18 protein-coding genes and 1 pseudogene are annotated in these 25,342 nt (G+C 65.1%); 7 read left to right on the top strand and 12 right to left on the bottom strand.

Translation table 11 applies throughout. From position 1 onward, the window contains the following. Positions 1 to 11: 11 nt before the first annotated feature. The 6 genes and pseudogenes from GD748_RS20295 to GD748_RS20285 all read right to left on the bottom strand — a co-directional run. Positions 12 to 1,847: pseudogene (locus tag GD748_RS20295) on the bottom strand (BNR-4 repeat-containing protein); the annotation flags it as partial. Positions 1,848 to 2,295: 448 nt separating this feature from the next. Further along, positions 2,296 to 3,396 carry a polysaccharide pyruvyl transferase family protein gene (locus tag GD748_RS17195; protein ID WP_152196445.1) on the bottom strand — a complete coding sequence of 367 codons (1,101 nt, stop codon included), beginning with the start codon at positions 3,394 to 3,396 and terminating at the stop codon, positions 2,296 to 2,298. After that, positions 3,396 to 4,298 (bottom strand): glycosyltransferase family 2 protein, encoded by a 903-nt coding sequence (locus GD748_RS17190; RefSeq protein WP_152196444.1) that lies wholly within the window; start codon positions 4,296 to 4,298, stop codon positions 3,396 to 3,398. The genes GD748_RS17195 and GD748_RS17190 overlap by 1 nt, the downstream gene beginning before the upstream one ends. Next, on the bottom strand, positions 4,291 to 5,151 hold the full coding sequence (locus tag GD748_RS17185) for a lipopolysaccharide biosynthesis protein (RefSeq protein ID WP_193313001.1): 861 nt from the start codon (positions 5,149 to 5,151) through the stop codon (positions 4,291 to 4,293). The genes GD748_RS17190 and GD748_RS17185 overlap by 8 nt, the downstream gene beginning before the upstream one ends. Positions 5,152 to 5,554: 403 nt before the next feature. Then, positions 5,555 to 6,457: a glycosyltransferase family 2 protein gene (locus tag GD748_RS20290; RefSeq protein WP_193313000.1), complete on the bottom strand. Its 903-nt coding sequence runs from the start codon at positions 6,455 to 6,457 to the stop codon at positions 5,555 to 5,557. Between the two features lie 44 nt (positions 6,458 to 6,501). Then, a complete protein-coding gene (locus tag GD748_RS20285) occupies positions 6,502 to 7,674 on the bottom strand; it encodes a glycosyltransferase family 4 protein (protein WP_152196441.1) in 1,173 nt (390 codons plus the stop codon). Positions 7,675 to 8,060: 386 nt separating this feature from the next. On the opposite strand from GD748_RS20285, the gene GD748_RS17170 reads away from it, so the two are divergent. After that, positions 8,061 to 9,416, top strand: coding sequence for a hypothetical protein (locus GD748_RS17170; protein WP_152196440.1), 1,356 nt, complete (start codon positions 8,061 to 8,063; stop codon positions 9,414 to 9,416). Between the two features lie 316 nt (positions 9,417 to 9,732). Here GD748_RS17170 and GD748_RS17165 read toward each other — a convergent pair whose 3' ends face one another. The 3 genes from GD748_RS17165 to GD748_RS17155 all read right to left on the bottom strand — a co-directional run bounded on the left by GD748_RS17165 (position 9,733) and on the right by GD748_RS17155 (position 13,754). Beyond that, positions 9,733 to 10,755, bottom strand: a complete 1,023-nt coding sequence (locus GD748_RS17165; protein WP_193312999.1) for an O-antigen ligase family protein — start codon at positions 10,753 to 10,755, stop codon at positions 9,733 to 9,735. Positions 10,756 to 11,167: 412 nt separating this feature from the next. Then, positions 11,168 to 12,472, bottom strand: coding sequence for an LCP family protein (locus tag GD748_RS17160; protein WP_152196438.1), 1,305 nt, complete (start codon positions 12,470 to 12,472; stop codon positions 11,168 to 11,170). A gap of 97 nt (positions 12,473 to 12,569) precedes the next feature. Then, positions 12,570 to 13,754 carry an LCP family protein gene (locus GD748_RS17155; RefSeq protein ID WP_152196437.1) on the bottom strand — a complete coding sequence of 395 codons (1,185 nt, stop codon included), beginning with the start codon at positions 13,752 to 13,754 and terminating at the stop codon, positions 12,570 to 12,572. A gap of 194 nt (positions 13,755 to 13,948) precedes the next feature. Here GD748_RS17155 and GD748_RS17150 point away from each other — a divergent pair, with 194 nt between their 5' ends. Genes GD748_RS17150 through GD748_RS17130 form a run of 5 tightly spaced genes read left to right on the top strand, consistent with a single transcriptional unit; the run spans position 13,949 to position 19,109 of the window. After that, on the top strand, positions 13,949 to 15,802 hold the full coding sequence (locus GD748_RS17150; RefSeq protein WP_152196436.1) for a polysaccharide biosynthesis protein: 1,854 nt from the start codon (positions 13,949 to 13,951) through the stop codon (positions 15,800 to 15,802). Continuing rightward, on the top strand, positions 15,799 to 16,950 hold the full coding sequence (locus GD748_RS17145; RefSeq protein WP_152196435.1) for a DegT/DnrJ/EryC1/StrS family aminotransferase: 1,152 nt from the start codon (positions 15,799 to 15,801) through the stop codon (positions 16,948 to 16,950). Before GD748_RS17150 ends, GD748_RS17145 begins: the two co-directional genes overlap by 4 nt. Next, positions 16,947 to 17,585: a sugar transferase gene (locus GD748_RS17140; protein WP_152196434.1), complete on the top strand. Its 639-nt coding sequence runs from the start codon at positions 16,947 to 16,949 to the stop codon at positions 17,583 to 17,585. The genes GD748_RS17145 and GD748_RS17140 overlap by 4 nt, the downstream gene beginning before the upstream one ends. Continuing rightward, the gene (locus GD748_RS17135) at positions 17,582 to 18,259 is read left to right on the top strand and encodes an acetyltransferase (protein WP_152196433.1); all 678 of its coding nucleotides are present in this window, start codon (positions 17,582 to 17,584) and stop codon (positions 18,257 to 18,259) included. The genes GD748_RS17140 and GD748_RS17135 overlap by 4 nt, the downstream gene beginning before the upstream one ends. Continuing rightward, positions 18,252 to 19,109 (top strand): glycosyltransferase family 2 protein, encoded by an 858-nt coding sequence (locus GD748_RS17130; protein WP_152196432.1) that lies wholly within the window; start codon positions 18,252 to 18,254, stop codon positions 19,107 to 19,109. Before GD748_RS17135 ends, GD748_RS17130 begins: the two co-directional genes overlap by 8 nt. Positions 19,110 to 19,148: 39 nt before the next feature. Here GD748_RS17130 and GD748_RS17125 read toward each other — a convergent pair whose 3' ends face one another. The 3 genes from GD748_RS17125 to GD748_RS17115 all read right to left on the bottom strand — a co-directional run bounded on the left by GD748_RS17125 (position 19,149) and on the right by GD748_RS17115 (position 23,099). Next, positions 19,149 to 20,480 carry a CAP domain-containing protein gene (locus GD748_RS17125; protein WP_193721614.1) on the bottom strand — a complete coding sequence of 444 codons (1,332 nt, stop codon included), beginning with the start codon at positions 20,478 to 20,480 and terminating at the stop codon, positions 19,149 to 19,151. Positions 20,481 to 20,713: 233 nt separating this feature from the next. Continuing rightward, on the bottom strand, positions 20,714 to 21,709 hold the full coding sequence (gene rfbB, locus GD748_RS17120) for a dTDP-glucose 4,6-dehydratase (protein WP_152196430.1): 996 nt from the start codon (positions 21,707 to 21,709) through the stop codon (positions 20,714 to 20,716). Between the two features lie 64 nt (positions 21,710 to 21,773). After that, entirely contained in the window at positions 21,774 to 23,099 is a 1,326-nt protein-coding gene (locus GD748_RS17115; RefSeq protein ID WP_152196429.1) for a UDP-glucose dehydrogenase family protein, read from the bottom strand. An 87-nt stretch (positions 23,100 to 23,186) separates the two neighbouring features. Here GD748_RS17115 and GD748_RS17110 point away from each other — a divergent pair, with 87 nt between their 5' ends. Beyond that, entirely contained in the window at positions 23,187 to 25,331 is a 2,145-nt protein-coding gene (locus GD748_RS17110; protein ID WP_152815768.1) for an N-acetylmuramoyl-L-alanine amidase, read from the top strand. Positions 25,332 to 25,342: the final 11 nt, after the last annotated feature.

Genomic DNA, 25,342 nt, shown 5'->3' with positions numbered 1-25,342 from the left:
ACGACGTGGTACTGGGGCACGTCCGACCCGTCGGGAGTCCAGTACGAGGCGATGAACGGGTTGTTGTCGTCATCGACGGCCATCGACGTCTGGTTCATCAGCTCGCGGTATTTGGGGACCTCGACCACGACGTCGTCTGTGGCCTTGGTGATCGGCAGCCTCTTGTAGTCCACGCCGGTGGACCTCTCCCAGGTGCGGCCAGTAGCGCTGGTCGACCGGGCATAGGCGATGTCGTGGTTGGTCGCCACGTTTGGCGTCTCGCGCCACGTCCAGCTCAGGTGAAGTCTGCCCAAGGAGTCGACCACGCCCTGCCAGTAGGCCGAGTGCGTCGTTCGGCCGTCGCGGCCATCGATCAGATTGTCGTGCACTCGGGTCCACCGTCGACGATCGGTGTCGTAGTTGTTCAGGACAACCTTTCCGTCCCCAGAGGTGCCGTCTCGGTAGAGGAAGAAGAGGTCGCCGTCGGGCTTTCGGAAGAACTCCGGGTAGGTCACGCTGGCCTCGCCCGAGCCGACCATCGACTGCTTGCGCCCGAGCTCGAGGGACCACGGGGCGGCGGAGCGTGCGTAGTTCAGCCGGCTGACGTGGTGGCCCCAGGCGACGTGCAGGTACCCGGCGCCGTCGACGGCGATGCTGATGGAGTTGTGGGCGTCCGTCACGTCGCCGGTGTACTGGGTCCACTCGTACTCCCAGGCGCCGGCGCCGCGGTCACGGCGGGCGAGGACGAGGGTGCCCATCGGGTCGTAGTAGGCCGTGTACTGCATCAGCCGCCCGTCCGGAGCCTCGATGCTCGTGATCGAGCTCTTCCGGAAGGCCGTGGTGTTGACAGAGTTGTTCGCCCAGCCGGGCGAGAGGCGGGAGAGCTCGGAGGCGCCGGTCGGCGTGACCTCGACCGGGGGGTTGATGTCGGCCCGGTTGTAGTTCCGGCGACGGCCGTCCCAGTCGCCGACGAGCACCGTGTCGGTCGCGCGGCCGTAGACGGCCACCTGGTCCGCGGTGCCGGCGGCGATGCTGTTCTTCACGTGGTACGTGCTACCCCGACGGACGGTGAAGGTGTCGATGCCGTCGCCGTCCCAGTCGCCGACGAGCACGGCGTCGTCGGGACGCCCGTAGGCGACGACGTGGTCCGCGATGCCGGTGCTGATGGAGTTCTTGACGTGGTACTCGCGGCCGCGGCGTACGGCGAGGGTGTCGATGCCGTCGCCGTCCCAGTCGCCGACGAGGACGGTGTCGTCGGGGCGGCCGTAGTAGATGACCTTGTCGGCGACGCCGGTGCTGATGGAGTTCTTGACGTGGTACTCGCGGCCGCGGCGTACGGCGAGGGTGTCGATGCCGTCGCCGTCCCAGTCGCCGACGAGGACCGTGTCGTCGGGGCGGCCGTAGTAGATGACCTTGTCGGCGACGCCGGCGGAGATCGAGTTCTTCACGTGGTACTCGCGGCCCCGGCGCACCGTGAGGGTGTCGGTGCCGGTCCCGTCCCAGTCGCCGACCAGGACGACGTCGCCCGAACGGCCGTAGACGATCGTGTCGTGCGCCTCGCCCGGCGAGATCTCGTTCTTGAGGTAGTACGTCGCGCCCCGCCGCAGGCCCAGGGAGTCAGCACCCTCGCCGCGGGGGACCGAGATCGTGGTGTGCTCGAAGTCCTGGACCAGCCGGTTGCCCACGACCCGCTCCGGACCGGTCGGCACACCGAGGATCCTGGCGCCGCCGCGAGCCTCGTACCTTCCGTACACCGGAAAGCGCACCGGGAAGGAGCCGTGCGGGGAGACGAACATCGCCCCGAGCTGGAACTCCTGGAGCCGCGCCCCGCTCTCGGTCACGGACTGGCTCGACGTCGGGAAGCCCATCTTCCCGTGCCCGCCCTGCCGGACGAACGCAGAGTAGACGTTGCCGTAAACGGCGTGCACCCCGACCGGTGTCGCGTACAGGCGCCCCTTCTGGTGCTCCTGGGCGTACGCGTTGAGGCCGATCTGGTAGCGCGCCGACGTCTCGCCGCCGAGGACGTCCTCGCCGTCGTTGTTGAACATCCAGGTGTTCAGCGGACCGACGGGCTCCTCATCCTCCGGAGCGGCCGTTGCCGGGGTGGTGAGACTGAGGACAGTGGCGAGGGAGGCCGCTGCGGCGAGCAGCAAGAACGCAGGCGATCGGCGGTGCATGATGATGGTGTTCCTATCGAAGAAAAGTTGCCAATGTGCTCACCCCGATTTCATGTGCGCACCTAACACGCTGCCGGCACAACATGCAACCAGTTTCAATCTGACGCCACCGAGAACGCCCCGCGACCGCCCGGTTTCGTTATGAAAGTGCAAGGTCATAATTTCGGCGAAACTCCTCTTGGAGGCGCAGGATATTCTCTCGCATCTGCGCATCCAAGAAATCACCCATAATTGCATCGCCGGCTTCGATAACCCTTTCAAAATTTGGCGTGCCGATCCCGATTGCTCGCTCGCTCGCGCCAATTGACTCGAGAAAGTCGAACGACTTGGGCTTGTATCCCAGATGAAGGAATGGGACGCCGAGGTTCGCTGAAACGATAGCCCCGTGCAGGCGTTCGGATACGACCAGATGCGTCCCGGCCAAGAACTGAGTCAGAGACGAGACGGAGGGGCGATCAATCCACTTGTCTGCCTGTACACCGAACTGTTGGAGAAGAGCGAGCGTTGCCATGACGTCGCCGGAATCCATGCCGAATACGTTGACAAGACAACCACGCCGTTTCCATGTAGCAGCGGCGCGCGCGACTTCAGCGCGCCATTCATACATCTTCGGCAGTGCATTCCTGACACCCGTAAGGTTTAGAGCAATTTGAGGTCGCCCTGCTAGTGAAGTATGTGGCGAAATCCGTCGGAGGGGCACGCAAAGGCCGGGATCGCCTACGACAACACTTGAGATGCCCAGTTTGCTTAGCGTATGTTGGGACCTGGGTCCACGGACACCTATGAACGCGGCCTCAGACATTAAGCGCCTCCATGTACGCTGTCCCTCCTCACTGACTAAACCTCGGCGAATACCAAATTCAGTATCTTCGGCTCCAGGGCCAAACACGATCAGACGCTCGTAGTCCAAGATCCGGGTGACTTTATCAAGCCGGCGTCCCCAGGAATCTAGGTTAAGAACCGTTCCGCCGCCGAGAAGAAGCACCTCGGCACTTGGACGCCTTCCGTTCATCAGTCTGCGGCCGGGGCCGTCCAGGCCGACCGGACGTAATTCGCGAGGTGCTAACACGTGACTGTGCGCGTTGAACATCAGTTCGTCGCCGATATTTCCCTGTCCCACCCAGCCAAGGTATGCAGCATCCGCGTGGGGACGAAGAAGCCATTTAGCTTGCCCCCTGGCGCGCCACAGTGTGCCCGCCGCACCAGACAATCCGCCGACATCGGCGAGATAATTCCTCATCACCTTTTGCCTCCGTATGCGTCAGAACTGACACCGAGTCCGCCGACCACATACCCCACGCCCGTGAGTAGTCTTCCCTCGACCAACGGGGATGGGTTGAACGTCCGGAGCATGTGCCACAAGTACTCAACTCCGCCCACGATGATCCGGGCCACACCTCCAGCGAGGACCGCTGGGCGCCCGTGAAACTTCATTCCCAAGCGGGCACGGATCATGCCCTGCCGGATGATTCGTTGGCGAACCGCCCGTCTCGTAGCACGCGTGGCCGGCACAGTTTCATGCACATATGCATGCTTCGCATAGATGATCTCTACTCCGGCCATGGTCAGACGATAGACAAAATCCGTGTCCTCACCGCCCATCGTCCCGAACCGGATGTCGAACTCGGCGTTGCCAAGCTTCCCCAGAACGCTCATAGGAATTAGCAGGTTGCCGGTACCCGTCGATTTGAGCGGTTGTTCGTTCCGAGTGCTGAGCTTACGCAAGTACCACGCACGAACATACCCATCGGCACCAATAGGCAATTGATAGCGCACTTCGCCCGAGACGAGGGCCTCAGGGTAGCGGTCCCGCATCTTCAAGAACTCTCCCAGCCAGCCCGGAAAGGTGACCTGGTCGTCGTCGACGAAGATCAAGACATCGTGCAATTTTGCAGCACGCAGGATGGCGTTGCGCACGTGAACTACTCCCGGCCGCGATTCAGTCAAGTAGCTAATGTCGTTACTGTGGTGTGCGGACTCAACGACTTTGCGCGCACTTTCCTCGGGATCGTTATCAACGACCACGATTGATGCATTGTGTATGCGAGCTTCGATGACGAGTCCAGTAAGAAGCGATTCGAGCTCCGCTGGTCGACGGTAGGTCGGGATGCCAATTAGTACCCGCGGCGTTGTATCATGCATTGTCTTGCCGTCGCTTTCGATCCAAGTACGTCACCGCTGCAAGCTGCATTACGTAAATTAAGGAAAGGCATAAGGCTGCACCATTCGCACCGCCTATACTGGCTGCCAAAGGTACGCCAATAATAGTGCAGAGTGCGAGTATAACACCCAGTCGCGCGATGCTGCGCTCGGCTCCCGTCCCTTGCAGAACACCGCTGATGAAGCTACCGGGAATGTTCAGGAACAGACCGATGATAAGGATGCGGAGAGGGGTCACTGAACCTACGTAGCCATCACCTACAACCAAACGGATTATAGGCTCAGCGAAAAGGGCTAGAGTCCCGAGGCCGCCGGCTGCGATGATGGTGACCAATCGCAGCGTTTGAGTAAGTCGACGTAGTTCATCCTTATCGCCCCGGCTCGCAACAGGGAGCGCCACTGTGGATAGCGTCGTAGCAGCCAGACGCATCGGTCCTGTCAAACGGGACGGGAGACTGAACAGGCCGGCTTGGAACGGCGAGGCAGCGAGTGCAATCAATGCCGTATCTAGCGAACGCACCTGGGCGGAAATCGAGGCGACCCAGTAAGGACGCGCCGCCCTCCAGAATTGCAGAGAACTCCTTTCGGGTACGCGACGATAACGGGGGTTGACCGCATACAGCGCCAGCAGTCCTATACCGGTAGCAATAAGATTGCCCAAAACGAAACTGAGGATGGCTTCGATGTGGAAGTAGTAGTGAGCGAAGGCAAATGCCCCCAAGGCGCCGGCTCTAGTGGCAGTGAGGGCCACAAGCTGCACCAAACTGCGGTCTTCGGCGAGTGCAATGCCGAGGACGCCCGTCGTCTCTTTTTGTGCCCATTGCCAAGCGGGCATTAGCAGAAGCCACCCAGGGCCGTCGGCCCATAGGATCACCGCAGAAGCTGCGAGCGCGACCGTCGCCGAAACTGCCACTGTCGCGCGTCTCTGCAGCGACATTGCAACCAGCCCTTGCGTTCGGTCAGGGTCTCGACTTGCGTATCGGCGTAGCGAGTATGTCTGAAGCCCTCCGTCAGACAGGGCTATAACCACCGTGACGCCGGCAAGCCATGCTGAGAAGTACCCGAAATCGGCGGGTGAGGTCTCCCTAGCCACCAATAGAAAGCCTATCGCGCTAAGAACGGCGGCAACCACTCGTGACGCTAGGACGATCAGATACCGTCTATTCGCCATTGAGGGTCCTCGAAGCGAGCGCGTTCACAATCTGGGCTTCGCACGACATCAAAGCGTGCTCCGCTGCCTAATCGCGTGCATACTCATTTACGAACTTCCCTCGGCAAGCACCCAACATGCCGATTCCTCGGGTAAATGCAATAAGTGTTCGGGCCCGCCAACCTGGTGCGATGGTCAAAGAGATCGGCAACGAGAGTAGACCGGCTAGAAGATAACCAAGACTCTTGATCACTACAATGGTCTTGGGAGTTGACCGCAGCGCAAGGCGACCGAGAACGTTGCCTGACCGTATCCCACGGCGTACGAGCCAGCGCGCCGACACTCGATCGACCTGCACATGCTCGAAAACTTCTGCGTCAGAGCACCAGATCCAGCGGCATTGAGAAGTCGCAATGAGCCTGGAGAAAAAGTCTGAGTCACTGCCGCCCGTGAACGAGTAGCTCTCGTTAAAACGGATATGAGCGTGGCGAAGGAGCAGATCTGTTCTCACGAGCGTATTATTCGTTGCGGGCAACCCGTCACTGCTTCCAGTTGACCGCACCCGACGCTGGAAGAACCCGCCGCGCGTAACCCACTTAGGCGTCGCTTCCGGGAATCTCGAGATAACCGGCCCGGCAACCATTGCGGCATCGTACTTGAGCGCCGCTTCAACCAACTTGTCGACCCAACCAGGGGGGACTTCCTCGTCGTCGTCCACAAATATGATCGCGTCGCCTCGTCCGACGGCTGCCTCGATTGACGCGTTTCTCGCCGCCGCGATGCCCGGCTTCGGCTCGACGTGATAGACGGGTTGGATGGCGTGTGTCGTCGCTACCGTCCTCGCGCTCCGGGACGGATCGTTATCGATAACTACCACTTCGACGACAAGTTGCGTTTCTAGCCGGAGCAAGGAGTCGAGAAGACGCGCTAAGCTCTCCGGACGTCTGTAGGTGATGACGGCAACGATGACTGACCGAATATCTGAGCTCAACTGATGTGCGCTTTGTGATCGTGCGTGACGCGAGAGCTCATGCCTCAACCTCCAACGGCCGCGGTCAGTGTTGCATGAAAGTGCTCATACAACGTATCGCGATCGAAAAACTCCTGGCCGGTGGTCCCGGATGCGTCACCAGCCCTCGCCAATGCCTCGCCGTCGTTTAGGATATCGACGATCTGTCGTCCAGCAACCCGAACGTCGCGATTCAAGATCCATCCGGCGCCCCGCTCGCTTGCGAGTTCCGCGAGCCAGCCCTCATGGTTGAAGAGTATTGGGCGGCGCGCAGCCATCGCATCGAAGACTTTGTTCAGCGAATTGCCAAGCAACGCGGGATGGTCCTGCAATGTGGAGAAGACTGCGTCCGCCGACGCGACGTAGTCTGCAACGTCGGACTTAGGGATCGCTCCGGTAAGCACGATATTGTCCAGCCGAAGTTCATCGATTCGTTGCCTGAGCCTAGGGCTCATCGCGCCTTCTCCAATAATGACTATGATTGTGTCACTAGCCTGAAGTTCAGCGGCAAGATCCACGAGCCAACCGACGTCATATGTCGCTCCGAGGGAGCCAGCGTAGACGAGCATACGCTGTTCCGACGTGGCTGTGCTCTTCCGGAATTCGTCTCTGTCCTCGCTGGCCTTGTCGAATAGCGCAAAGTCGCTTCCATTGGGGATCGTAACTACGCAACTGTGGGGGGCCCGAGCGCGAACACCGTCGGCCATACTGGGTGAGAGTGCGATAATGCGACTCGCTCGAGTATACGCAACCTTTTCGAGAGCACGCGCGAGGCGAATAACTGTGCCGGAACGTAGGACACCCAACTCTACCGGTACGTCTGGCCAAAGGTCTCGCACCTCGAACACGAACGCTTTTCGGCGTACCGTCGAAGCAATGATGCCAGGGATAGCCACAGTTAGGGGCGTGCTAGTCGCCAGGACGAGATCCGCCGGGGTGGCTACTGCCCGTGCTGTAGCCCTAGCGCCGAACGAAAGGAACGACCGCACGCGTGCACTGACCGACATCGCATTGTTGTACTCGGAAGCCACCTGTACGACAGTGAAGCCCGCTTCGGTGTATTTGGCTTTGCCTCGGCCGCCGCAGATCATTGTGACATCGTGACCGTCGTCGGCGAGTCGCCGCGCGAACTCCCATGACCGTGTGCCACCAGCTTCAGTAGGGCTCTTGAAATGCTGGTGAATGTAGGTAATTCTCATATCAATCCGTAACGGTTCGGAGCGGCGAATTGTTTGCGGACGTTCTGGTGCAGATAGTAATGCGGTCGCACCACGCTGTGTTCCTGATGTCGCAGCGAGTCTAGTTCTATGTGGGTGCGTGCCCGCCGCTCAGCCGTGGTACCTGTCTACCGCTCAAACGATGCGCTGTGTTGTCTAGAGAAGTGTGGAGAGCATGAGACCGGCAGGCTTCAAGGCTACGGGACTGCTGGCGCGGTTCCCACACCTCTCGAGTGATGCATGTCACGACGGCAACTAGGTGAGTGACGGATGCCACGCCTCGCGCGTGTTGCGCCCCATGTAATCTGTGCAACGGCCACTACGGTCACCGCACTAGAGTGGAAGGCAAAAGTTGGGATGGACTTTTGATGCCCTTGACCCTCCAGACCTTTAGTCGCGGCAACGGGATTACGTTGGCGGTGTTGCCGATCTTCTTCGTTATCATGCCTCGGCCTGATCTGGGAGGCGCACACTACTTCACCTACGGCGCTCTCGGCGCAATTAGTGCGTTGCTTATCGCTATGCGCATTCGTCAGCCGATTGGTCGAGGAGTGTGGAAAGTGGTAGCGCTGCTATTTGTGTACATGGTCGCCATTGCGATTTCCGCCGTGGTTAACTATGAGCGAATCGAATTCGCATCGCTTTTACATGCCCTTAGGCCGGTGCTGCTTGCGCTCGTGTTGTGTGCCGCCTATCTGGAGGCCAGGCGATTGCGAGTTGAGGAAGTTCATCGCGCTTTCCTCTTGTTCGCTTATGTCGCGCTAGCAGTTAGTGCAATTAACGGGATGGTGCAGCTCTTCGGTGGTTCACTGGAGCCCGTATATTCCGGTGAGAAGACTCGCGGGCTCGGAGAACTGGTCCGGATTACTGGCACTCTGTACAATCCTAACTTATTTGCCTGGGTCGTCTTGCAGGTTTCAATGATTGTACTCGCGTTTGAGCGTCGTAGAGTTGTTAAGTTTGCAGCGCTGGCGATAGGCGTTGTACTCGTCGTTCTTGCCGGGTCGAGGACGGTACTGGTCGCCTTTCCTTTTGCTCTGGCCTTGACGACACTCCTGCTCGATGTGAGAATTGGTCGTTCCGTCACATCCCGGCGGCTATGGAAATCTGTAGTCTTGATCGGGAGTTCTGGACTCTTCTTCCTGGCCATTATCAAGCTCTTCGGCCATCGGCTTCCGTATTTGAATCAACTCTTAACCATTATTGAAACCGGAGACCTTACGAGCGTAAATTCGTTCGCGGCCCGCGTGGCGAACTGGGGTGGTGCTATTGAGCGGCTGAACGCGCGGCCCCTCCATTGGTACTTCGGGTTCGGTCCAGGTTCGGCCGATGTCTTAGACAACGATCTACTTTATGCCATTTCGAATTTTGGACTGCTCGGTGCAGTTGCGAGCCTGGTTCTATTCAGTGCCATACTTGTTGTCTTGTTTCGTTCCCCAATTGCGAGTCTCCGGGCTGTAGGAGTTCAGTATGTTGTCATGTCCGCCGGTCTAGGCCTGCTGTTTGAGACTCTTAACGGTTGGAACTTTCCTATCCTGTTGATGGTACTTACTGGCGCGGCTCTCGTACATCGCCAAGACCAGGGGGTGGGCGGAAGTCGAGCGCACTCAGACAGTGAGTTTCAGGAGGTAACAGATCGGAATTGGACCTCGTCTAAATGGTTCATGGCAGTTACCGCGGGTCGGCCCGCGCGCAGACGCGAGCAGAAGATTCCGGTCGCTTAAGGCCTCGTGCGTCGAGGCCAGGCGCGTGATAGTCCGCAGCCGGGCATAGACGGCGTACACCGCATCGCAGTCGTATATGGCCGTCCAGACTTGCCGGGATGGCGCTTCTCCTTATGCGCCGCAGCGCACTGCTCGGTGCCGACGCCGGCATGGCGCGGGCGTGCCCAGCCCCGGGGCCAGCGGATCCCATTGCAGCCGGTTCCAGAAGGCTCTTCCGTCCCGACGAGCCATCCGCTACAGTTTCCATAAGCTCAGTTTCGAACGAGAGTTGAATCCGAGCAGCTCAGTGGCCCAGAGAGATTCTCTGTCCCTTATATCAGCCCACTTTGACTGATGGTCGGCCAGCCCCACGATTAGGGCTTGTCTGCAGAATCGTGTCACGCCCAGAACCCCGCAAAGGCTGTACAACTTGATGGGCGCCATCGCGCCGAGTTGCGAGCACAAGGACGGCCGAAAGTACGAACCAGCCGGATGGGATAGCGAGCATCGGTTCTGTAACAGAGCAAACCAGCAGGCCCGGAAGCAGAACGGCCGCCGCGACCGAGTCGCGGGACTTGAGGCCCTTCGTCCGCCACACGGCGTAAGCGACGGCTGTCAGGGCGAGAACGATCCCGATCAAGCCGACTTGCGGGAGCAGGTCGACAAGGGAATTGTGGCCGTGGGTACGGGGACTGCCTGAGATGGTCTCGATCTCGTCCTTGACGGGGTTGGGCGGTGCTTGTAGCCACGTATAGAACCACACTGTGCCGAACCCGTGACCGCCTATGAGTGCGGTTGAGCTCGCCTCGATTGTCGCCTCCCAGATCGGCAATCGGCCGCTCAACGTCGAGTTCCGTCCCAACCAGGTGAGGAGGTCGTCGAACTTTATCGGGACGAGCGCACCCATTGTCAGAGCACTCAGCGCCGTGGCACGGTGCAGCCGCACGCGGCCGTATGTGCCGAGACGACGGTGCAGGACGACCCAGGCCGCTGTTATGAGGATCGCTGCTAGCGCGATAATCCCGGTGCTCGAGCCGGTAGTGAGAATGATGGCTGTGAACAAGCCCACGCCCAACCACGTCAGCAAGCGGAAGGGCGCGAAGATGGCGTAGACCAGGGTTCCAGCCAGCGTCAGTGTAAAAGTGTACGAGACGATGTTCCGGTTGCCGTGGACGCCCTCAAAGGCTGCACCCAAGCCCTCGGTCGCCCAGACCGGCACCTGCATCCACAGGGTTGTTGCGGCGAGGAGTAGACCAGCCCACGTGATTCCGCGTGCGAGCGCGAGCGTGGTGCCGTTGCTGACGACCAGGCAGGCGACCGCGCTGATGATCCCGTAGAAGGAGACAGCCTTCCAGGTCATGGAGGGATTCTGTGACCACAGCGACGAGGCTGCGCAGAACAGTAGAAAACCGGCTAGCGGCCATGGCACTAAGGGAAGTCGAAGTCTTCGCATATCCACAAGGGCAACCACTGCAACGGCAAGAATGAGCCAACCGAGCGTCGTGGTCATAGACGGCAGCCACGACGAAGGGTTTGAGACGATTACGAATGCGAAACAGGTGAGCCCCGACCAAAGAAGACCGCGCCATCTGCCGACAGGCAGATCATGTCTACGTCCACGGCTCGCGTCGATAGCTTTTGGGGGTCGAGCATGACGAGGAGTCGAGAACGACACCAGCGTTCGCGGCCAGCTGCCCGTGGCGTGGCGTGGCGGGCGTACCTTGTCGGATTTCATTCGCCGTGTGACGGAATAAGTGCTGGTCAGCGGCATTTCACGGGCTCTGGAGATCAGACGGGGTGAGATTGCCTTCAGCGAGCCGCTGAAAGAAGTCGCGCGCGTCGTCGGCGAGGAGCACGGTGGAGCCGACACCGCCCGGTCGGTAGTTGAAGTCCGCGATCGGCGGGGTGCCAACGATTCCCTCCGGGCCGGTGGCATTACGGAAGGCCAGCGCCATCCGTGACAGGTCCAGCATCCCGGTCTCGGTGTCCGTCACAAGGGCGTCAGTGGCCGCCTCCACCAGCTGCGCGTGGTTTACCGGATTGAGCAGGGTTCCGGGCGTGGCCACTTCGCTCACGACGGCGCTGACCACCTGACGCTGGCGATCCGTCCGGCCGATGTCACCAGTGGGGTCCGCGTAACGCATCCGGGCGAAGGCTAGCGCGGTCTGCCCGTCAACCTCGTGGCAGCCCGCCTTCCACTGCAGGCCGCTGAGATCGTCGCTGACGTCGCGGTCGAGGCACAACTCCACTCCGCCCACGGCGTCGACCACGCCCTGCACCCCGCCCATGCCGATCTGCACATAGTGGTCGACGGTCAGGCCGGTCAGGTTCTCGACGGTCTCCACCAGCAGCGGTGCTCCACCAGCGGAGAACGCAGCGTTCAGCTTGTTCGGACCGTGGCCAGGGATCTCGACAAAGGTGTCGCGCGGAAGGGAGATCAGTGCCGACCGCCCGGACTCGGGGACGTGCATGACCATGATCGTGTCCGACCGCTGTCCTTCGGTGGGATCTGTGACTGCCCCGTCGGCGCGGGAGTCGGAGCCGGCAAGCAGGTAGGTCGTGCCGGGCGTTCCGGTCGCGCCGGAGAGCGCCTCGGTGTGCTGGATCTTGCCGTTTGCCCAAATCGTCAGCCCCACGGGCCAGGCGACGACGAGTACTAGGAGGACGGCGAGGATCCACAGGACTGGGCGATGCCGACGACGCCGTCGTCGAGACGGTCGGGTCGAGGTAGGCGAGGGGCGCGTTTGATGCCGGATGCTGTCAGCGGGGGTGCGATTGCCCGAGTCGTGCGCCCCTGGCGGTGTGCCGACGCTACGTCGTGATGCAGGCGCGAACGACGGTAGTTGTGTGGTGTCGTCCCCGTCGGTCCGGATCGTACGGCGGACCACAGGCTGATCTGCCGTTCGCCGGGCCTGCTCGGAGGCAAGCGCATCCTGAGCCGGACGGGCCATACGGCGAGGGCGGGCCGGGCGGTTGGCATCCGGGCCGACCGGCCGGGCGCCGCGCGCGTCGGGGCGCCGTCCGGTCACGCCGGGACGAAAGGTCGGAGGGAGCGGCTCGCGCTCGTCGTTGCTCATCCCTCGCACCTTTCCTCTGCGGTCCCGACTGACCTTACGACGGTCGACGCGCTGGCCAGCGTAGGCCACGGGGCGGAGCCACGGAGAAGGGCGCGCCCTACTTCGTGCACACCGGGATCGTGGGCTCGGGTGAGGCTGAGACGACGCCGTCGTCTGGGGCATCGTCCTCGACGACGGGCGGTTCGGTTGGGGTGACCTCGCCGGCATCCGGTGTGCCGGTACTGGTGGGTTCGGTCGTGGATTTGTTGGTGGGGGGCTCGCCGGTGCCGGTCAGGGTTGCCTGGATCGGCTCATCCGCGCCCAATGCCGCCCAGAGCGCGTCGGCATCGGGGGACGGACGGACCCTGGGTCCGGCCCAGTCGAACGGCATGGTCACGAAGCTGATGCTCTCGGCGTCGAGGCCACGCAGCGAGTTCGCCAGGCCGGCCATGGTGGTGAGGCCGCCAATGTAGGGACCCGTGGTCAGCGTCGAGGTGCTGGCGTCCAAGAACTGGTACAGCGCTGGCGCGTCTGTGAGGAGGTTCTTGCTCAACGCCTCGCGGGCGATGGCAGCGACCAACTCCTGCTGCCGGCCGATGCGAGAGATGTCGGACCCGTCCCCGAGGGACTTACGGGCACGGGCGAAACCCAGGGCGTCGGTACCGTCGAGCACCTGACAACCCTGTTCGAGGTGAAGGTTGGCGAACGAGTCGTTCACGGCCTCTGGGACATACATCGGCACTCCGCCGAGGGCGTCGACCATATTTGTGAAGCCCGCGAAGTCGACGACGACGAAGTCGTCGATGTAGACGTCCGTGAGTTGCTCGACGGTACGGATGGTGCACGCCGCCGCCGCACCGACGTCACCGGTCTGACCTCCCGTCTGGAAGGCCGAGTTGAACATGGCGTCGTACTGCGGGGCCGTCTCCCTGCCGTCCGGGAGCCGGCAGGAGGGGATGTCGACCAGCGTGTCGCGCGGGATCGAGACGATCTCGACCCTGGACCGGTTCGCCGAGATATGGGCGATCATCGTTGTGTCCGAGCGCATGCCGGCGACGAGGCCCGCCGCGCCCGCCCCGTCGACGTCGCTCTCACCCTCACGCACGTCGGAACCCATGACGAGGATGTTGATCGGCTGCCCGGACTTGGAGTCGATCGGGGGCGGGGGGGAGGTCCCATCCCCTACGTCGGGTCGCGAGCCGAGGAGGTCGTTGATGTCGTGGCGGGTGACGTTGCCCTGAATCTCGGAATAGGCGAAGGCCGCGCCTGAGCCGACGAACATCACGAGCGCTAGGGCTGCCATCCCCAGACGGCGGACGATCGTATGGCCGTTCCGGAAGAGGGCGTGCCGAGGCGGCGTCGAGACTTGTCTGTCCGACGCGGCTGAGCGGCCCCGGGGGGCGGCATGTCGCGGCACGATGTCTGATCCTACGTGGCGTGCGTCGTGCGGTGTGCCTGCTCGGAAGCCTCGGTACCGTGGTGAGGTCTTAGGCCAGCGTGATCCTAGGCACGGCTTGTCCAATGACCACGGATGCTCCGATACCCTGCACGGTGTTCCGGTATCGATCGCATTCCCTCATCCGACCCCATGTGGAGGACAGCCGCGTGATCTACAGCCCCACCGCCCGGCGTGCCGGACTGGCCGCCTGGGACGTGATGTGCTGGGTGGTGGGGGCGATTTTTGTTATTGGCGCAAGGTATGACTTCCGTCTTAGCGACGTGCAGTGGAACTCGATAGTCGCTTATGTCACGGTCGGCGCTGCCCTCCTTGTACTGGCCGGGTTCCTGACGAAGTTCTACCGCGGGCGTCACCGCGTCGGGTCCTTCGACGAGGCAGCTACCCTCGGTGCCCTGTACGCCGGCGTCGGCGTGATTGCATATGTGATCTTCATCGTGCTGATCCCCGGTCTGCCCCGCGGGATTGCGCTACTGGTGCCTCCTGTCGCCGTCCTCGGCTCCGCGGCCGGACGGTGGCTATACCGGCTCCTGCGGACGCGGGCTGTCGGGGACCGTGAGACTCCGACGAAGAACATTGTGATCTACGGTGCCGGCGATGCCGGTTACCAACTACTCCGCCTGATCGCCACCGACCGTAAGTCTGAGTACCGCGTGGTCGGGTTCATCGACGACAACCCAGGCAAGCGCAACCTGCGACTCCTCGGGGTTCGAGTGATCGGCGACCGCGCAAGCCTGCCGGACGCCGTCATCGACGCCGGCGCCCAGACGGTGGTGCTGGCGATCACGTCCGCACACGGCGACTTCATCGGAGATGTCCAGGACGTCATCGAGGGAGCGGGCCTGGAGTTCCTAACACTTCCGCCGGTGACCGAGATGATCGGCGGGCGCGTGAAGATCGGCGATATCCGGCCCGTCGACATCGCCGACATCCTCGGCCGTCGGCAGGTCAAGACCGACCTCGGCGCGATCGCTGACTACCTGGGCGGCAAGCGGGTGCTCATCACCGGTGCCGGTGGCTCGATCGGTTCCGAGCTTGCCCGCCAGGTCCACCGGTTCGGTCCGGAAGAGCTCATCCTTCTGGACCGGGACGAGTCCGCGCTGCACGCCGTTCAGCTGTCGATCTACGGCAAGGGTCTGCTGGACACCCCGGACATGGCTCTGTCGGACATCCGCGACGCCGATGCGCTCCGTCGCATCTTCGAGCAGCACAGGCCCGAGATAGTCTTCCATGCCGCCGCGCTGAAGCACCTGCCGATGCTGGAGATGTACCCCGAGGAGGGGTGGAAGACCAACGTCCTGGGCTCTCTCAACGTGCTCACCCTTGCCGCCGAGTTCGACGTCCAGGTCTTCGTCAACGTCTCCACCGACAAGGCGGCCGACCCGACGAGCGTGCTCGGACGCACGAAGCGCCTGGCCGAGCAGCTCACCGCATGGCAAGCGGAGCACGCCAACGGGCGGTACATGTCCGTCCGTTTCGGCAACGTCCTTGGCTCGCGCGGCTCGATGCTGCAGACGTTCAATTCCCAGATCGACGCCGGCGGACCGGTGACTGTGACGCACCCGGACATCACCCGGTACTTCATGACGATCCCAGAGGCGTGCGAGCTGGTCATGCAGGCCGGGGCGATCGGCGGCCCAGGCGAGGTGCTCGTCCTCGACATGGGCACGCCGGTCAAGATCCTGGATGTGGCGCAGCGCCTCATCGCTCGGTCCGGCAAGAACATCGAGATCGTGTTTACCGGCCTGCGCCACGGCGAGAAGATGCACGAGGACCTGTTCGGCGAGGCCGAGTCGGGAAAGAGGTCGTCACACCCGCTGATCTCGCACGTGACCGCCCCAGCACTCGCTCCCGAGGAGCTCAACGCAATGCACACCTCGAGGACCGGGCGATGAGCGAACGGATCTACCTGTCCTCGCCGGACATCACCCAGGCCGAGGAGGACGGTGTCGTCGCTGCGATCCGGTCGGGATGGGTTGCTCCTCTCGGTCCCGAGGTCGACGCCTTCGAGCAGGAACTCGCCTCCTACACCCGTCGCAAGCACGCCGTAGCCCTGTCGTCCGGTAGCGCCGCGCTGCATCTCGCGCTGCTCGGCGTTGGCGCCCGTCCGGGCACGGTCGTCGTGACGTCCACGATGACATTCGCCGCCACCGCCAACAGCGTGACCTACACCGGCGCTGAGCCGGTCTTCATCGACGCCGACGATTCGGGGAACATGGACCCCGACCTCCTCGCCCACGCCGTCAGCGACCTGCAGGGCAAGGGTGTTGAGGTAGCCGCCGTGCTTCCCGTAGATCTGCTGGGCAAGATCGCGGATTACAACCGCATCGAACAGGTTCTCGCGAAGACCGGGATCCCTCTGGTCGCTGACGCCGCCGAGTCGCTCGGCGCGGTCAGGGACGGACAGGCCGCGGGCGCTTCCGGCATCGCCTCCGCGGTTTCCTTCAACGGCAACAAGATCATGACGACGTCGGGCGGCGGGATGCTCCTGACCGACGATGCGGCCACGGCCGACCGTGCCCGCTACCTTGCCACCCAGGCTCGCCAGCCCGTCGTGCACTATGAGCACGAGGACATCGGCTACAACTACCGACTTTCCAACCTGTTGGCCGGGTTGGGGCGCGCGCAGCTCCGCCGGCTGCCCGCCATGATCGAACGTCGCCGTGGGTGGCGCCTTCGGTACAGGGAGCTCTTCGGCCGGTTCGAAGGCACGTCGATCTTCGGGGGCGCGGACGGAGCTGACGGCGGGGTTGACCACGACAACTTCTGGCTGACCTCCGTGCTGGTCGACGAGTCAGTGTCCGGCTGGTCTGCGACCGGACTGCGCGAGCACCTCGCGGCTGCGAACATCGAGGCCCGGCCGTTGTGGAAGCCCATGCACCTCCAGCCGGTGTTCCGCGAGTCGACGAGCTATCTCAACGGGACGAGCGAGCGGTTCTTCGCCCAAGGCATCTCCCTGCCCAGCGGTTCCGCACTTCGCGACGACCAGTTCGATGTCATCTGCAGAACAATCGCCGACTACGTCGAGGGCGCCCGAGCATGAGGCGTCGGCCGCCCTACGACGTAGTCAAGCGTGCGATCGACGTCGTCGTGGGCGGCGCGGCCCTGGTCGTCTCCGCACCAGTGCAAGGCGTCATCGCGGCCCTGGTCGCCCGCAACCTCGGGCGGCCCGTCCTCTTTCGCCAGCAGCGTCCCGGGCTCGACGGCAAGCTGTTCGGCCTCGTGAAGTTCCGCACGATGCGGGACGTCGACCAGGCGAGCGGCCTCGTCACCGACGCGGACCGTCTCACCCCGTTCGGAACCGCGCTCCGCCGGACCAGCCTCGACGAGCTGCCAACGCTCTGGAACGTGGTGAAGGGGGATATGAGTCTGGTGGGACCGCGGCCCCTCTTGTCCGCGTACCTGCCTCTCTACACCTCGGAGCAGGCGCGCCGTCACGAGGTCCGACCTGGGGTCACCGGCTATGCACAGACCTCGGGACGCAACTCACTGTCCTGGGAGGAGAGGTTCCGACTCGATGTCGAGTACGTCGACCGCCGCTCGCTCGTGATGGACGTGCGCATCGCAATCGCGACGGTCCGGACCGTCCTGCGCCGGGAAGGCATCTCGGCCGCCGGGCACGTGACGATGGCTCCCTTCACGGGCACAGCGGACACGACCGGTAGGGACGACCGGTGACCTCGACGCCGCTAGTGATCGTGGGAATCGGTGGCTTCGGCCGTGAGGTCATCGACGTGGTCGATGCGATGAACGCCAGCGCTACTCGGTTCGAGCTTCTCGGAATGCTCGACGACGCCCCGGCGGAGCAGCACGCCGAACGGCTGAGCGTCCGGGGCGTGCCCTATCTCGGCACCGTGGACCAGTGGCTTGCCAAGGGTGTGACCGCGAGCTACGTCATCGGTATCGCCAACGCCCGGGTGCGGAGGATCATCGACACGAAGTTCACCGCTGCCGGACACGAGCCAGTCGCACTCGTCCATCCCGCAGCGTCGACAGGTTCCAGGGTTGCCCTCGGACCCGGTGCCGTCGTCTGTGCAGGTGCCCGGCTGACGACGAACATCACGATCGGGCGGCACACGCACGTCCACGTCAACGCCACGGTTGGGCACGACACGGTGCTGGAGCCGTTCTCGTCGGCCTACCCGTTGAGTGCGATCTCCGGCGAATGCCACCTTGGTGAGGGCTCCACGGTTGGTGCGCATGCGACAGTGCTGCAGGGCCGACGACTCGGCGCCGATGCCTTCGTCGGTGCCGGTGCAGTGGTCACGCGCGACGTCGCACCGGGAGTGACGGTCACGGGCGTCCCCGCCCGTCCGACTGCCGACGCTGCTCCCGGGACGTCACATGACTGACCCGGTGCAGCGAGTGCGGGTCGTGACCGTGGCGTTCAACCCCGGATATGAGCTCGAGCATTTCGCCCAGAGCCTGGAGACCGCAACCACTGCGGACGTGACGCTGGTGGTCGTGGACAACGGGACTGACCGTGCCGTGGTCGACGACGTCGCCGGGCGGCACGGCGCCGAGGTGGTGCGGCCGGGGAAGAACCTCGGCTACGGCGCAGCAGCCAACCTCGGTGCCACGGCCGGTGACGAGCCGTGGGTCGTCGTCGCCAACCCTGACATCGTCTGGCGGCCCGGGTCGCTCGACGAGCTGCTCGCCGCCGGTCGGCGCAACCGGTCGGCGGGGGTCCTCGGGCCCAAGATCCTCAACACCGACGGCACGGTGTACCCCTCGGCACGCGCCGTCCCGTCGCTGACCCAGGGCGCCGGCCACGCGCTGTTCGTCCGGTTCTGGCCCGGCAACCCGTGGACGCGGGCGTACCAGCGGCGCCAGAAGCAGACGCTGCTCACCGAGCACCCCGTCGGGTGGCTGTCCGGGGCCTGCCTGCTGCTGCGCCGGCAGGCCCTCGAGACCGTCGGCGGCTTCGACGAGCGGTACTTCATGTTCTTCGAGGACGTCGACCTGGGGGAGCGGCTGGGCAAGGCCGGCTGGTCGAACGTCTACGTGCCGACCGCCGAGGTCGTGCACGACCAGGGCGCCAGCTGGCGCGAGCGGCCCGCACCGATGATCCGGGCCCACCACCGCAGCGCCGAGCAGTACCTGCACCGGCGCTACGGCGCCTGGTACCACGCCCCGGTGCGGCTGGCGATCTCCCTCGGGCTGCGCGTACGGGCGGCGTGGGAGACGCGCGGCCGCAGCTGACGATCGAGCCGGCCGGGCCGGGGCGAGCCCCGACCTGGCTCAGCGGATGATGCGTCGGACGCCGAGGGTGTCCTCTCGGTTGCCGTCCCAGTCGCCGACGATGATGTCGTCGTCCGGGCGGCCGTACACGAGGGTCTTGTCCGCGACGCCGGTGGTCATGTCGTTCTTGCGCAGGTACTGGGCGCCGCGGCGGACCGTGAACGTGTCGGTGCCGTTGCCGTCCCAGTCGCCGACGATGACGACGTCGTTCGGCTTGCCGTACGCCACCGTGAGCTCGGCCGGGCCGGAGCGCAGGCTGTTCGCGATGAGGTAGAACTGGCCGCGGCGCACAGCCAGGCTGTCGCCACCGCGGCCGTCCCAGTTGCCCACGAGGACGACGTCGTCCGGCTTGCCGTACGCCAGCAGCCGGTCCGCCGGGCCGGTGCTGATCGTGTCCCGCAGGTGGTACACCTGCCCGCGCCGCACGGCGAGGGTGTCGGTGCCGTTGCCGTCCCAGTCACCCACGAGCACGACGTCGCCGGGCCTGCCGTAGGTGACCACCAGGTCGGGCGTGCTGCTGTTGGGCGTGTTCGAGAAGTAGAAGGTGCTGCCGCGGCGCACGGCGAGGGTGTCGTCGCCGTCGCCGTCCCAGTCGCCGGCGTAGATCTGGTCGCCCTTCTGGCCGAACTCGAACGTGCGGTTCGCGGTGACCGTCCAGCCGTCGTTGAGGTAGAACCAGGACTCCCCGGGGTTCGGGCGCACCGGCGGGGGGCTCGGTGCGACGGGCACGGGCTTGGTCGGCACGGGGTTCGGCGTCGGCTCCTGGTACTCGCCGCCGGTCTCGGTCAGCCCGCGCGGGTAGACGCCGAAGTTCTGCGTGGCGAAAACACAGCCGCGGTCGTTGATCGCCACGCCCACGCCGTGGTGGGTGAAGGACGTGTTGAGCAGGTTGTTGCGGTGGACCGTGGACTTGATCCACAGGTCCATGAACTCGGTGGCCTCGGTGTCGGCGCCCCAGGCGTAGGCCAGGATCTCGCTGGTCCAGGAGAACCCCTCGGGCATGCGCGTGGCGCCGAGCTTCGGCGAGTGGTGCATGCCGTTGACGGCCGCCTGCGTGCGGCTCCACTCACGGGCGACCGCGTCGATGTCGGCGTTGCGGGCGAGCGGGGCCCGACCGTGCTCCACCCGCAGGGCGTTCGTCTGCGTGGCGATTTCGTCCTCGATCTGGCGCAGGCCGTCCGCGTCGATCCGCTGCGCGCCGTTCGCCGGGGCGTTGCAGCCGCCGAGGTAGCTGGTCACCCGGGCGCTCGTGGTCGCGGTCGCGTCGGCCGTGTCCGCGCTCGCGGCAGGGCCCGTGAGGGCGACGCCGGTAGCGGTGAGGATGCCGAGCATGAGTGCCAGGGGACGTCGTCTCCAGACGGGTCGCACCTGGCCGGTCTGGGACGAGCGCAAGGCCGGGTCTCCTTCAGGGTGGTGGGGCTGAAGTGACCATAGTGATTCGGGACGCCACGCGTCCATGGTTTGTGAGGAGCATCGCGTCGGGCGTTCAGGCGGTGGGTGCACGGAGAAGCGACGGCCGGCACGGTGCTGTCACCGTGCCGGCCGTCTCGTCTCGCCAGAGGGTGTTACTGCCCCTGGGCAGCGTACTTCGCCTCGACCTCGGCCTTCTGCGGACGCCACCAGTCCTGGTTCTCCTGGTACCAGCGGATGGTGTCGGCCAGGCCCGTGCGGAAGTCCTCGAACTGCGGCTCCCAGCCGAGCTCCTCACGCAGGCGGGTGTTGTCGATGGCGTAGCGCAGGTCGTGGCCGGGACGGTCGGCCACGTGCTCGTAGTCCTCGGGGTCGTGGCCCATCAGCTCGAGGACGAGCTCGACGACCTCCTTGTTGTTCTTCTCCCCGTCCGCACCGATGAGGTAGGTCTCGCCGATGCGCCCGGCGTCGATGATCTTCCACACGGCTGTGTTGTGGTCGCGGACGTGGATCCAGTCCCGCACGTTCTGCCCGGCGCCGTAGAGCTTGGGCCGCACGCCGTCGATCAGGTTGGTGATCTGGCGCGGGATGAACTTCTCGATGTGCTGGTAGGGCCCGTAGTTGTTCGAGCAGTTCGAGATCGTCGCCTCGATGCCGAACGAGCGCACCCACGCCCGGACCAGCAGGTCGGAGCCCGCCTTCGTCGACGAGTAGGGCGAGGACGGGTTGTACGGGGTGTGCTCGGTGAACCTTTCCGGGTCGTTGAGCTCGAGGTCGCCGTACACCTCGTCGGTCGAGATGTGGTGGTAGCGGACCTGGTGCCGGCGCACCGCCTCGAGCAGCGTGAAGGTGCCGACGAGGTTGGTGGTCACGAACGGGGACGGGTCGTTCAGGGAGTTGTCGTTGTGCGACTCGGCCGCGAAGTGGACCACCAGGTCGGCGTCCTTGACCAGGGCGTCGACGAGCTCCGGGTCGGCGATGTCACCCTCCACCAGGGTCACCCGCTCGTCGAGACCCGCCAACGACGCCGGGTTGCCGGCGTACGTCAACTTGTCCAGCACCGTGACCGAGGCGTCGGGACGGTCTGCGAGGGTCTGGTGGACGAAGTTGGCGCCGATGAAGCCGGCACCTCCGGTGATGAGCGCGCGCACGACGGCCTCCTTCAGGTCGGATCAGCAGCAGCCAGTATGGGGGATCGGGCGCCGGACCCGAGGATCAGGGCCGGCCGATGCCCGTGTAGGTCCAGCCGGCCTCGCGCCAGGTGGCGGGGTCGAGCGCGTTGCGGCCGTCGATGATCCAGGCGTTGGCGACGGCGTCCTTGAGCCGGGCCGGGTCGAGCTCCTTGAACTGCTTCCACTCGGTGAGCAGCAGCACGACGTCGGCGTCCGCCGAGGCGGCGTAGGCGTCCTCGGCGATCGTCATGTCGGGACGCTGTCGGGCGAGGATCCGGCCCGCGGCGGGGTCGGTGATGGTGACCTCGGCGCCGGCACCGGCGATCGTGTTGGCGATGTCCAGGGCGGGGGAGTTGCGCATGTCGTCGCTGTCCGGCTTGAACGCCGCACCGAGAACGGCGACGCGCTTGCCGGTGAGGTTGCCCCCGACGGCGGTCCGCGCGAGGTGCACGGTGTGTTCGCGGCGGCGGTCGTTGATGGAGTCGACCTCGCGCAGGAACGTCAGGGCCTGGTCGACGCCGAGCTCGCCGGCGCGGGCCATGAAGGCGCGGATGTCCTTGGGCAGGCACCCGCCGCCGAACCCGATGCCGGCGCGCAGGAACTTGCTTCCGATGCGGTCGTCGTGGCCGATGGCCTCGGCGAGCTGGGTGACGTCGGCGCCGGTCGCCTCGCACAGCTCGGCCATGGCGTTGATGAAGGAGATCTTGGTGGCCAGGAACGAGTTCGCCGCGACCTTCACCAGCTCTGCGGTGGCGTAGTCCGTGGTCAGCCGGGGGATCGACTGCTCGTGGATCAGGTGCGTGTACACCTCGTCCAGGACCGTGCGCGACTCCTCGGCCGCGGCGGGGTCCCCGGGCAGGCCGTAGACGATCCGGTCGGGGGAGACGGTGTCCTGCACGGCGAAGCCCTCGCGCAGGAACTCGGGGTTCCAGACCAGGTGCGCACCGGTCGGGGTGACCTTCTCGGCGAGCCTGGCGGCGGTGCCGACCGGCACGGTGGACTTGCCCACCACCAGCACGGGTCCGTCCGGGTGAGGGCCCAGGTGCGGCACGAGGGAGTCGATGGCGGCGTCGACGTAGGTCAGGTCCGCGGCGTAGCCGTTCTCGACCTGCGGGGTGCCGACGCCGATGAAGTGCACCTGGGCGTCGGCGAGGTCGGCGAAGTCGGTCGAGAACCGCAGCCGGCCGGCGTCCACGTTCCGCTCGAGCACCTCGTCGAAGCCCGGCTCGTGGAACGGCGCCACGCCGCGCGAGAGCGAGGCCACCTTCCCGGCGTCGATGTCGATGCCGACCACGTCGTGGCCGAGCTCGGCCATGCACGCCGCGTGAACGGCGCCCAAATACCCGCAACCAATAACAGAGATTCGCATGTGCGCACGGTACCGTCGAGGAGCTGGCACGTGCTGGGCCTTCCGGTCACACGTGCTTCTTCCCACAGTCTGAGTCTCGAGGTTTCCATGCTGGTCCGACGCACGACCGCCACAGCAGCCGTGACAGGCCTCATCCTCGCCACCGTGGCAGCGCTGCCCGCGCAGGCCGAGACGGGCGCGTCCGAGGCGCCGCCCGAGCCCGTCACCGTCATCCCGCTCACGGACGGCGCCGGCACGCGCACCGAGGTCGCGGTCGAGGGCATCGACCGCCTGGGCGACGCAGCGACGCACACCGCTGACGGGTCGGTCGAGGCGGCCGGCCTCCGCGTGATCGGTGGCGGCGCCGGCATCGCCACGGTGCGCGGCATGATGCCGGCGACGGGCGCGCAGGCGGCCGACCTGGACAAGATCGCCGTCCTGACCGAACCGATCGCCACCGCGGAGTTCATGGTCGCCGGGCTGACCTGGGAGAACGGCGAGCACCTGCCGATGGGCTCGCGGGTCTTCCTGCGGGTGCTCGAGGACGGGGGCTGGTCCGACTGGCTCGAGACCGAGACAGAGGCCGGCGCCGACGCCGAGGTCGGAGGAGACGCGGCCCGCGTGGGCACCGACCCCTTCGTGACCGGCGGGGCCGAGGCCGTGCAGATCCAGGTGACCGGCGACGCTGCGGAGCTGCCTGCGAGCCTGGAGGTCAGCCTGATCCCGGCGAACCCGGACGTCTCGGAGCGGGTCGTCGACTCGCCGAGCCAGCCGCGCGAGCTGCCCGAGAGCGAGGCCACCGCCACCACCGAGCCCGCCGCCTTCACCTCGCTCGGGACCTCGAGCCGGCAGGTCGTCACCGTGGGCTACACCACCGCGAGCACGGTCCCGACGGCGACCACGGTAGCGACCAAGGCGAACACGGTCGCGACGGCGAACACGCTCGCGCTGGCACCCACCTCGCTCGCCCGCCGCCCCGCCATCACCAGCCGGAGCGGGTGGGGCGCCGACGAGTCGATCATGACCTGGCCGCGCCAGAACGCCCCGCTGAAGGCGACGGTCGTGCACCACACGGCCGGGACCAACAACTACGGCCCGGCGGAGTCGGCGTCGATCGTGCGCGGGATCTACCGCTACCACACGGTCAGCCGGCAGTGGGGCGACATCGGCTACAACTTCCTCATCGACAAGTGGGGCAACATCTTCGAGGGCCGGTCCGGCTCGCTGGCCGCCCCGGCGGGACAGATGGTCGTCGCGGGCCACGCGCGGCCGTTCAACACCTCGACCATGGGCGTGTCCGTCATGGGCAACTTCGCCCCCGGCAACGGCAACGTCCCCCCGGCGAGGCAGGCGCCGCTGTACGCGATGTCGGAGGTCATCGCCTGGCAGTACAGCCGCGCCGGGATCGACATGGACTCCCCGAGCGGGCTGATCTCGAACGGCACCCCCACACGGCCCGCCGGGCAGAACCTGCCGCGCATCTTCGGCCACAAGGAGGTCTCCGCGACGTCGTGCCCCGGCCTGTTCCAGGGAGACCTGTCCGCCCTGAGCGCCACGGTGGACGCGAAGCTGCCGCAGCTGTTCTACCTCAACAACTCGTTCAGCCCGACCGCCGACGTCTCGTTCCGCTACGGCCCGAAGGGCACCGAGGTGTTCGTGGGCGACTGGGACGGCGACGGCATCGACACGATCGCCGTGCGCAGCGGCACGGTGTTCTCGGTCAATAACTCCAACGCCTTCACCGACACCGCCGACGTGGTCTTCGCCTACGGCAAGCCCGGCGACGTCATCCTCGTCGGTGACTGGGACGGCGACGGCAAGGACACGCTCGCCGTGCGGCGCGGCCGTGAGTACCACGTCCGCAACTCGGTGACCTCCGGCCCGGCCGACAAGATCGTCGCCTACGGCAAACCGGAGGACCAGGTCCTCGTCGGTGACTGGGACGGCGAGGGGCAGGACACGTTCGCCGTCCGGCGCGGCGCGCAGTACTTCGTCAAGAACTCGATCGCCCCGGGCGAGGCCGACCAGACGGTGGTCTACGGGAAGTCGGGCGACACGGTCATGGTCGGCGACTGGAACGGCAACGGGCTCGACACCCTGGCCGTGCGCCGCGGCGCCGAGTACCACATCAAGAACTCGATCGCCCCGGGCAGGGCCGACATCCAGGTCGTCTACGGCCGTCCCGCCGACCTCGTCGTCGTCGGCGACTGGAACGGGGACGACAAGGACACCCTGGGCGTGCGCCGCCCGTAGGCCACCGCCGG

The organism is Georgenia subflava, assembly GCF_009193155.1.
Taxonomy (GTDB): Bacteria; Actinomycetota; Actinomycetes; order Actinomycetales; family Actinomycetaceae; genus Georgenia; species Georgenia subflava.
Note: the sequence above shows the minus strand (reverse complement) of the source record. Positions and strands in the feature narration are given on the sequence as shown.

Excerpts from the sequence above, each read along its gene's own strand:
- GD748_RS20285 (WP_152196441.1), bottom strand. The coding sequence starts at position 7,674 with ATGAGAATTACCTACATTCACCAGCATTTCAAGAGCCCTACTGAAGCT.
- GD748_RS17115 (WP_152196429.1), bottom strand. The coding sequence starts at position 23,099 with ATGCGAATCTCTGTTATTGGTTGCGGGTATTTGGGCGCCGTTCACGCG.
- GD748_RS17165 (WP_193312999.1), bottom strand. The coding sequence starts at position 10,755 with ATGACCTGGAAGGCTGTCTCCTTCTACGGGATCATCAGCGCGGTCGCC.
- GD748_RS17185 (WP_193313001.1), bottom strand. The coding sequence starts at position 5,151 with ATGCCCGCTTGGCAATGGGCACAAAAAGAGACGACGGGCGTCCTCGGC.
- GD748_RS17125 (WP_193721614.1), bottom strand. The coding sequence starts at position 20,480 with ATGCTCGGCATCCTCACCGCTACCGGCGTCGCCCTCACGGGCCCTGCC.
- GD748_RS17170 (WP_152196440.1), top strand. The coding sequence starts at position 8,061 with ATGCCCTTGACCCTCCAGACCTTTAGTCGCGGCAACGGGATTACGTTG.
- GD748_RS17190 (WP_152196444.1), bottom strand. The coding sequence starts at position 4,298 with ATGCATGATACAACGCCGCGGGTACTAATTGGCATCCCGACCTACCGT.
- GD748_RS17110 (WP_152815768.1), top strand. The coding sequence starts at position 23,187 with ATGCTGGTCCGACGCACGACCGCCACAGCAGCCGTGACAGGCCTCATC.
- GD748_RS17160 (WP_152196438.1), bottom strand. The coding sequence starts at position 12,472 with ATGAGCAACGACGAGCGCGAGCCGCTCCCTCCGACCTTTCGTCCCGGC.
- GD748_RS17140 (WP_152196434.1), top strand. The coding sequence starts at position 16,947 with ATGAGGCGTCGGCCGCCCTACGACGTAGTCAAGCGTGCGATCGACGTC.
- GD748_RS17155 (WP_152196437.1), bottom strand. The coding sequence starts at position 13,754 with ATGGCAGCCCTAGCGCTCGTGATGTTCGTCGGCTCAGGCGCGGCCTTC.
- GD748_RS17145 (WP_152196435.1), top strand. The coding sequence starts at position 15,799 with ATGAGCGAACGGATCTACCTGTCCTCGCCGGACATCACCCAGGCCGAG.
- GD748_RS17130 (WP_152196432.1), top strand. The coding sequence starts at position 18,252 with ATGACTGACCCGGTGCAGCGAGTGCGGGTCGTGACCGTGGCGTTCAAC.
- GD748_RS17195 (WP_152196445.1), bottom strand. The coding sequence starts at position 3,396 with ATGAGGAATTATCTCGCCGATGTCGGCGGATTGTCTGGTGCGGCGGGC.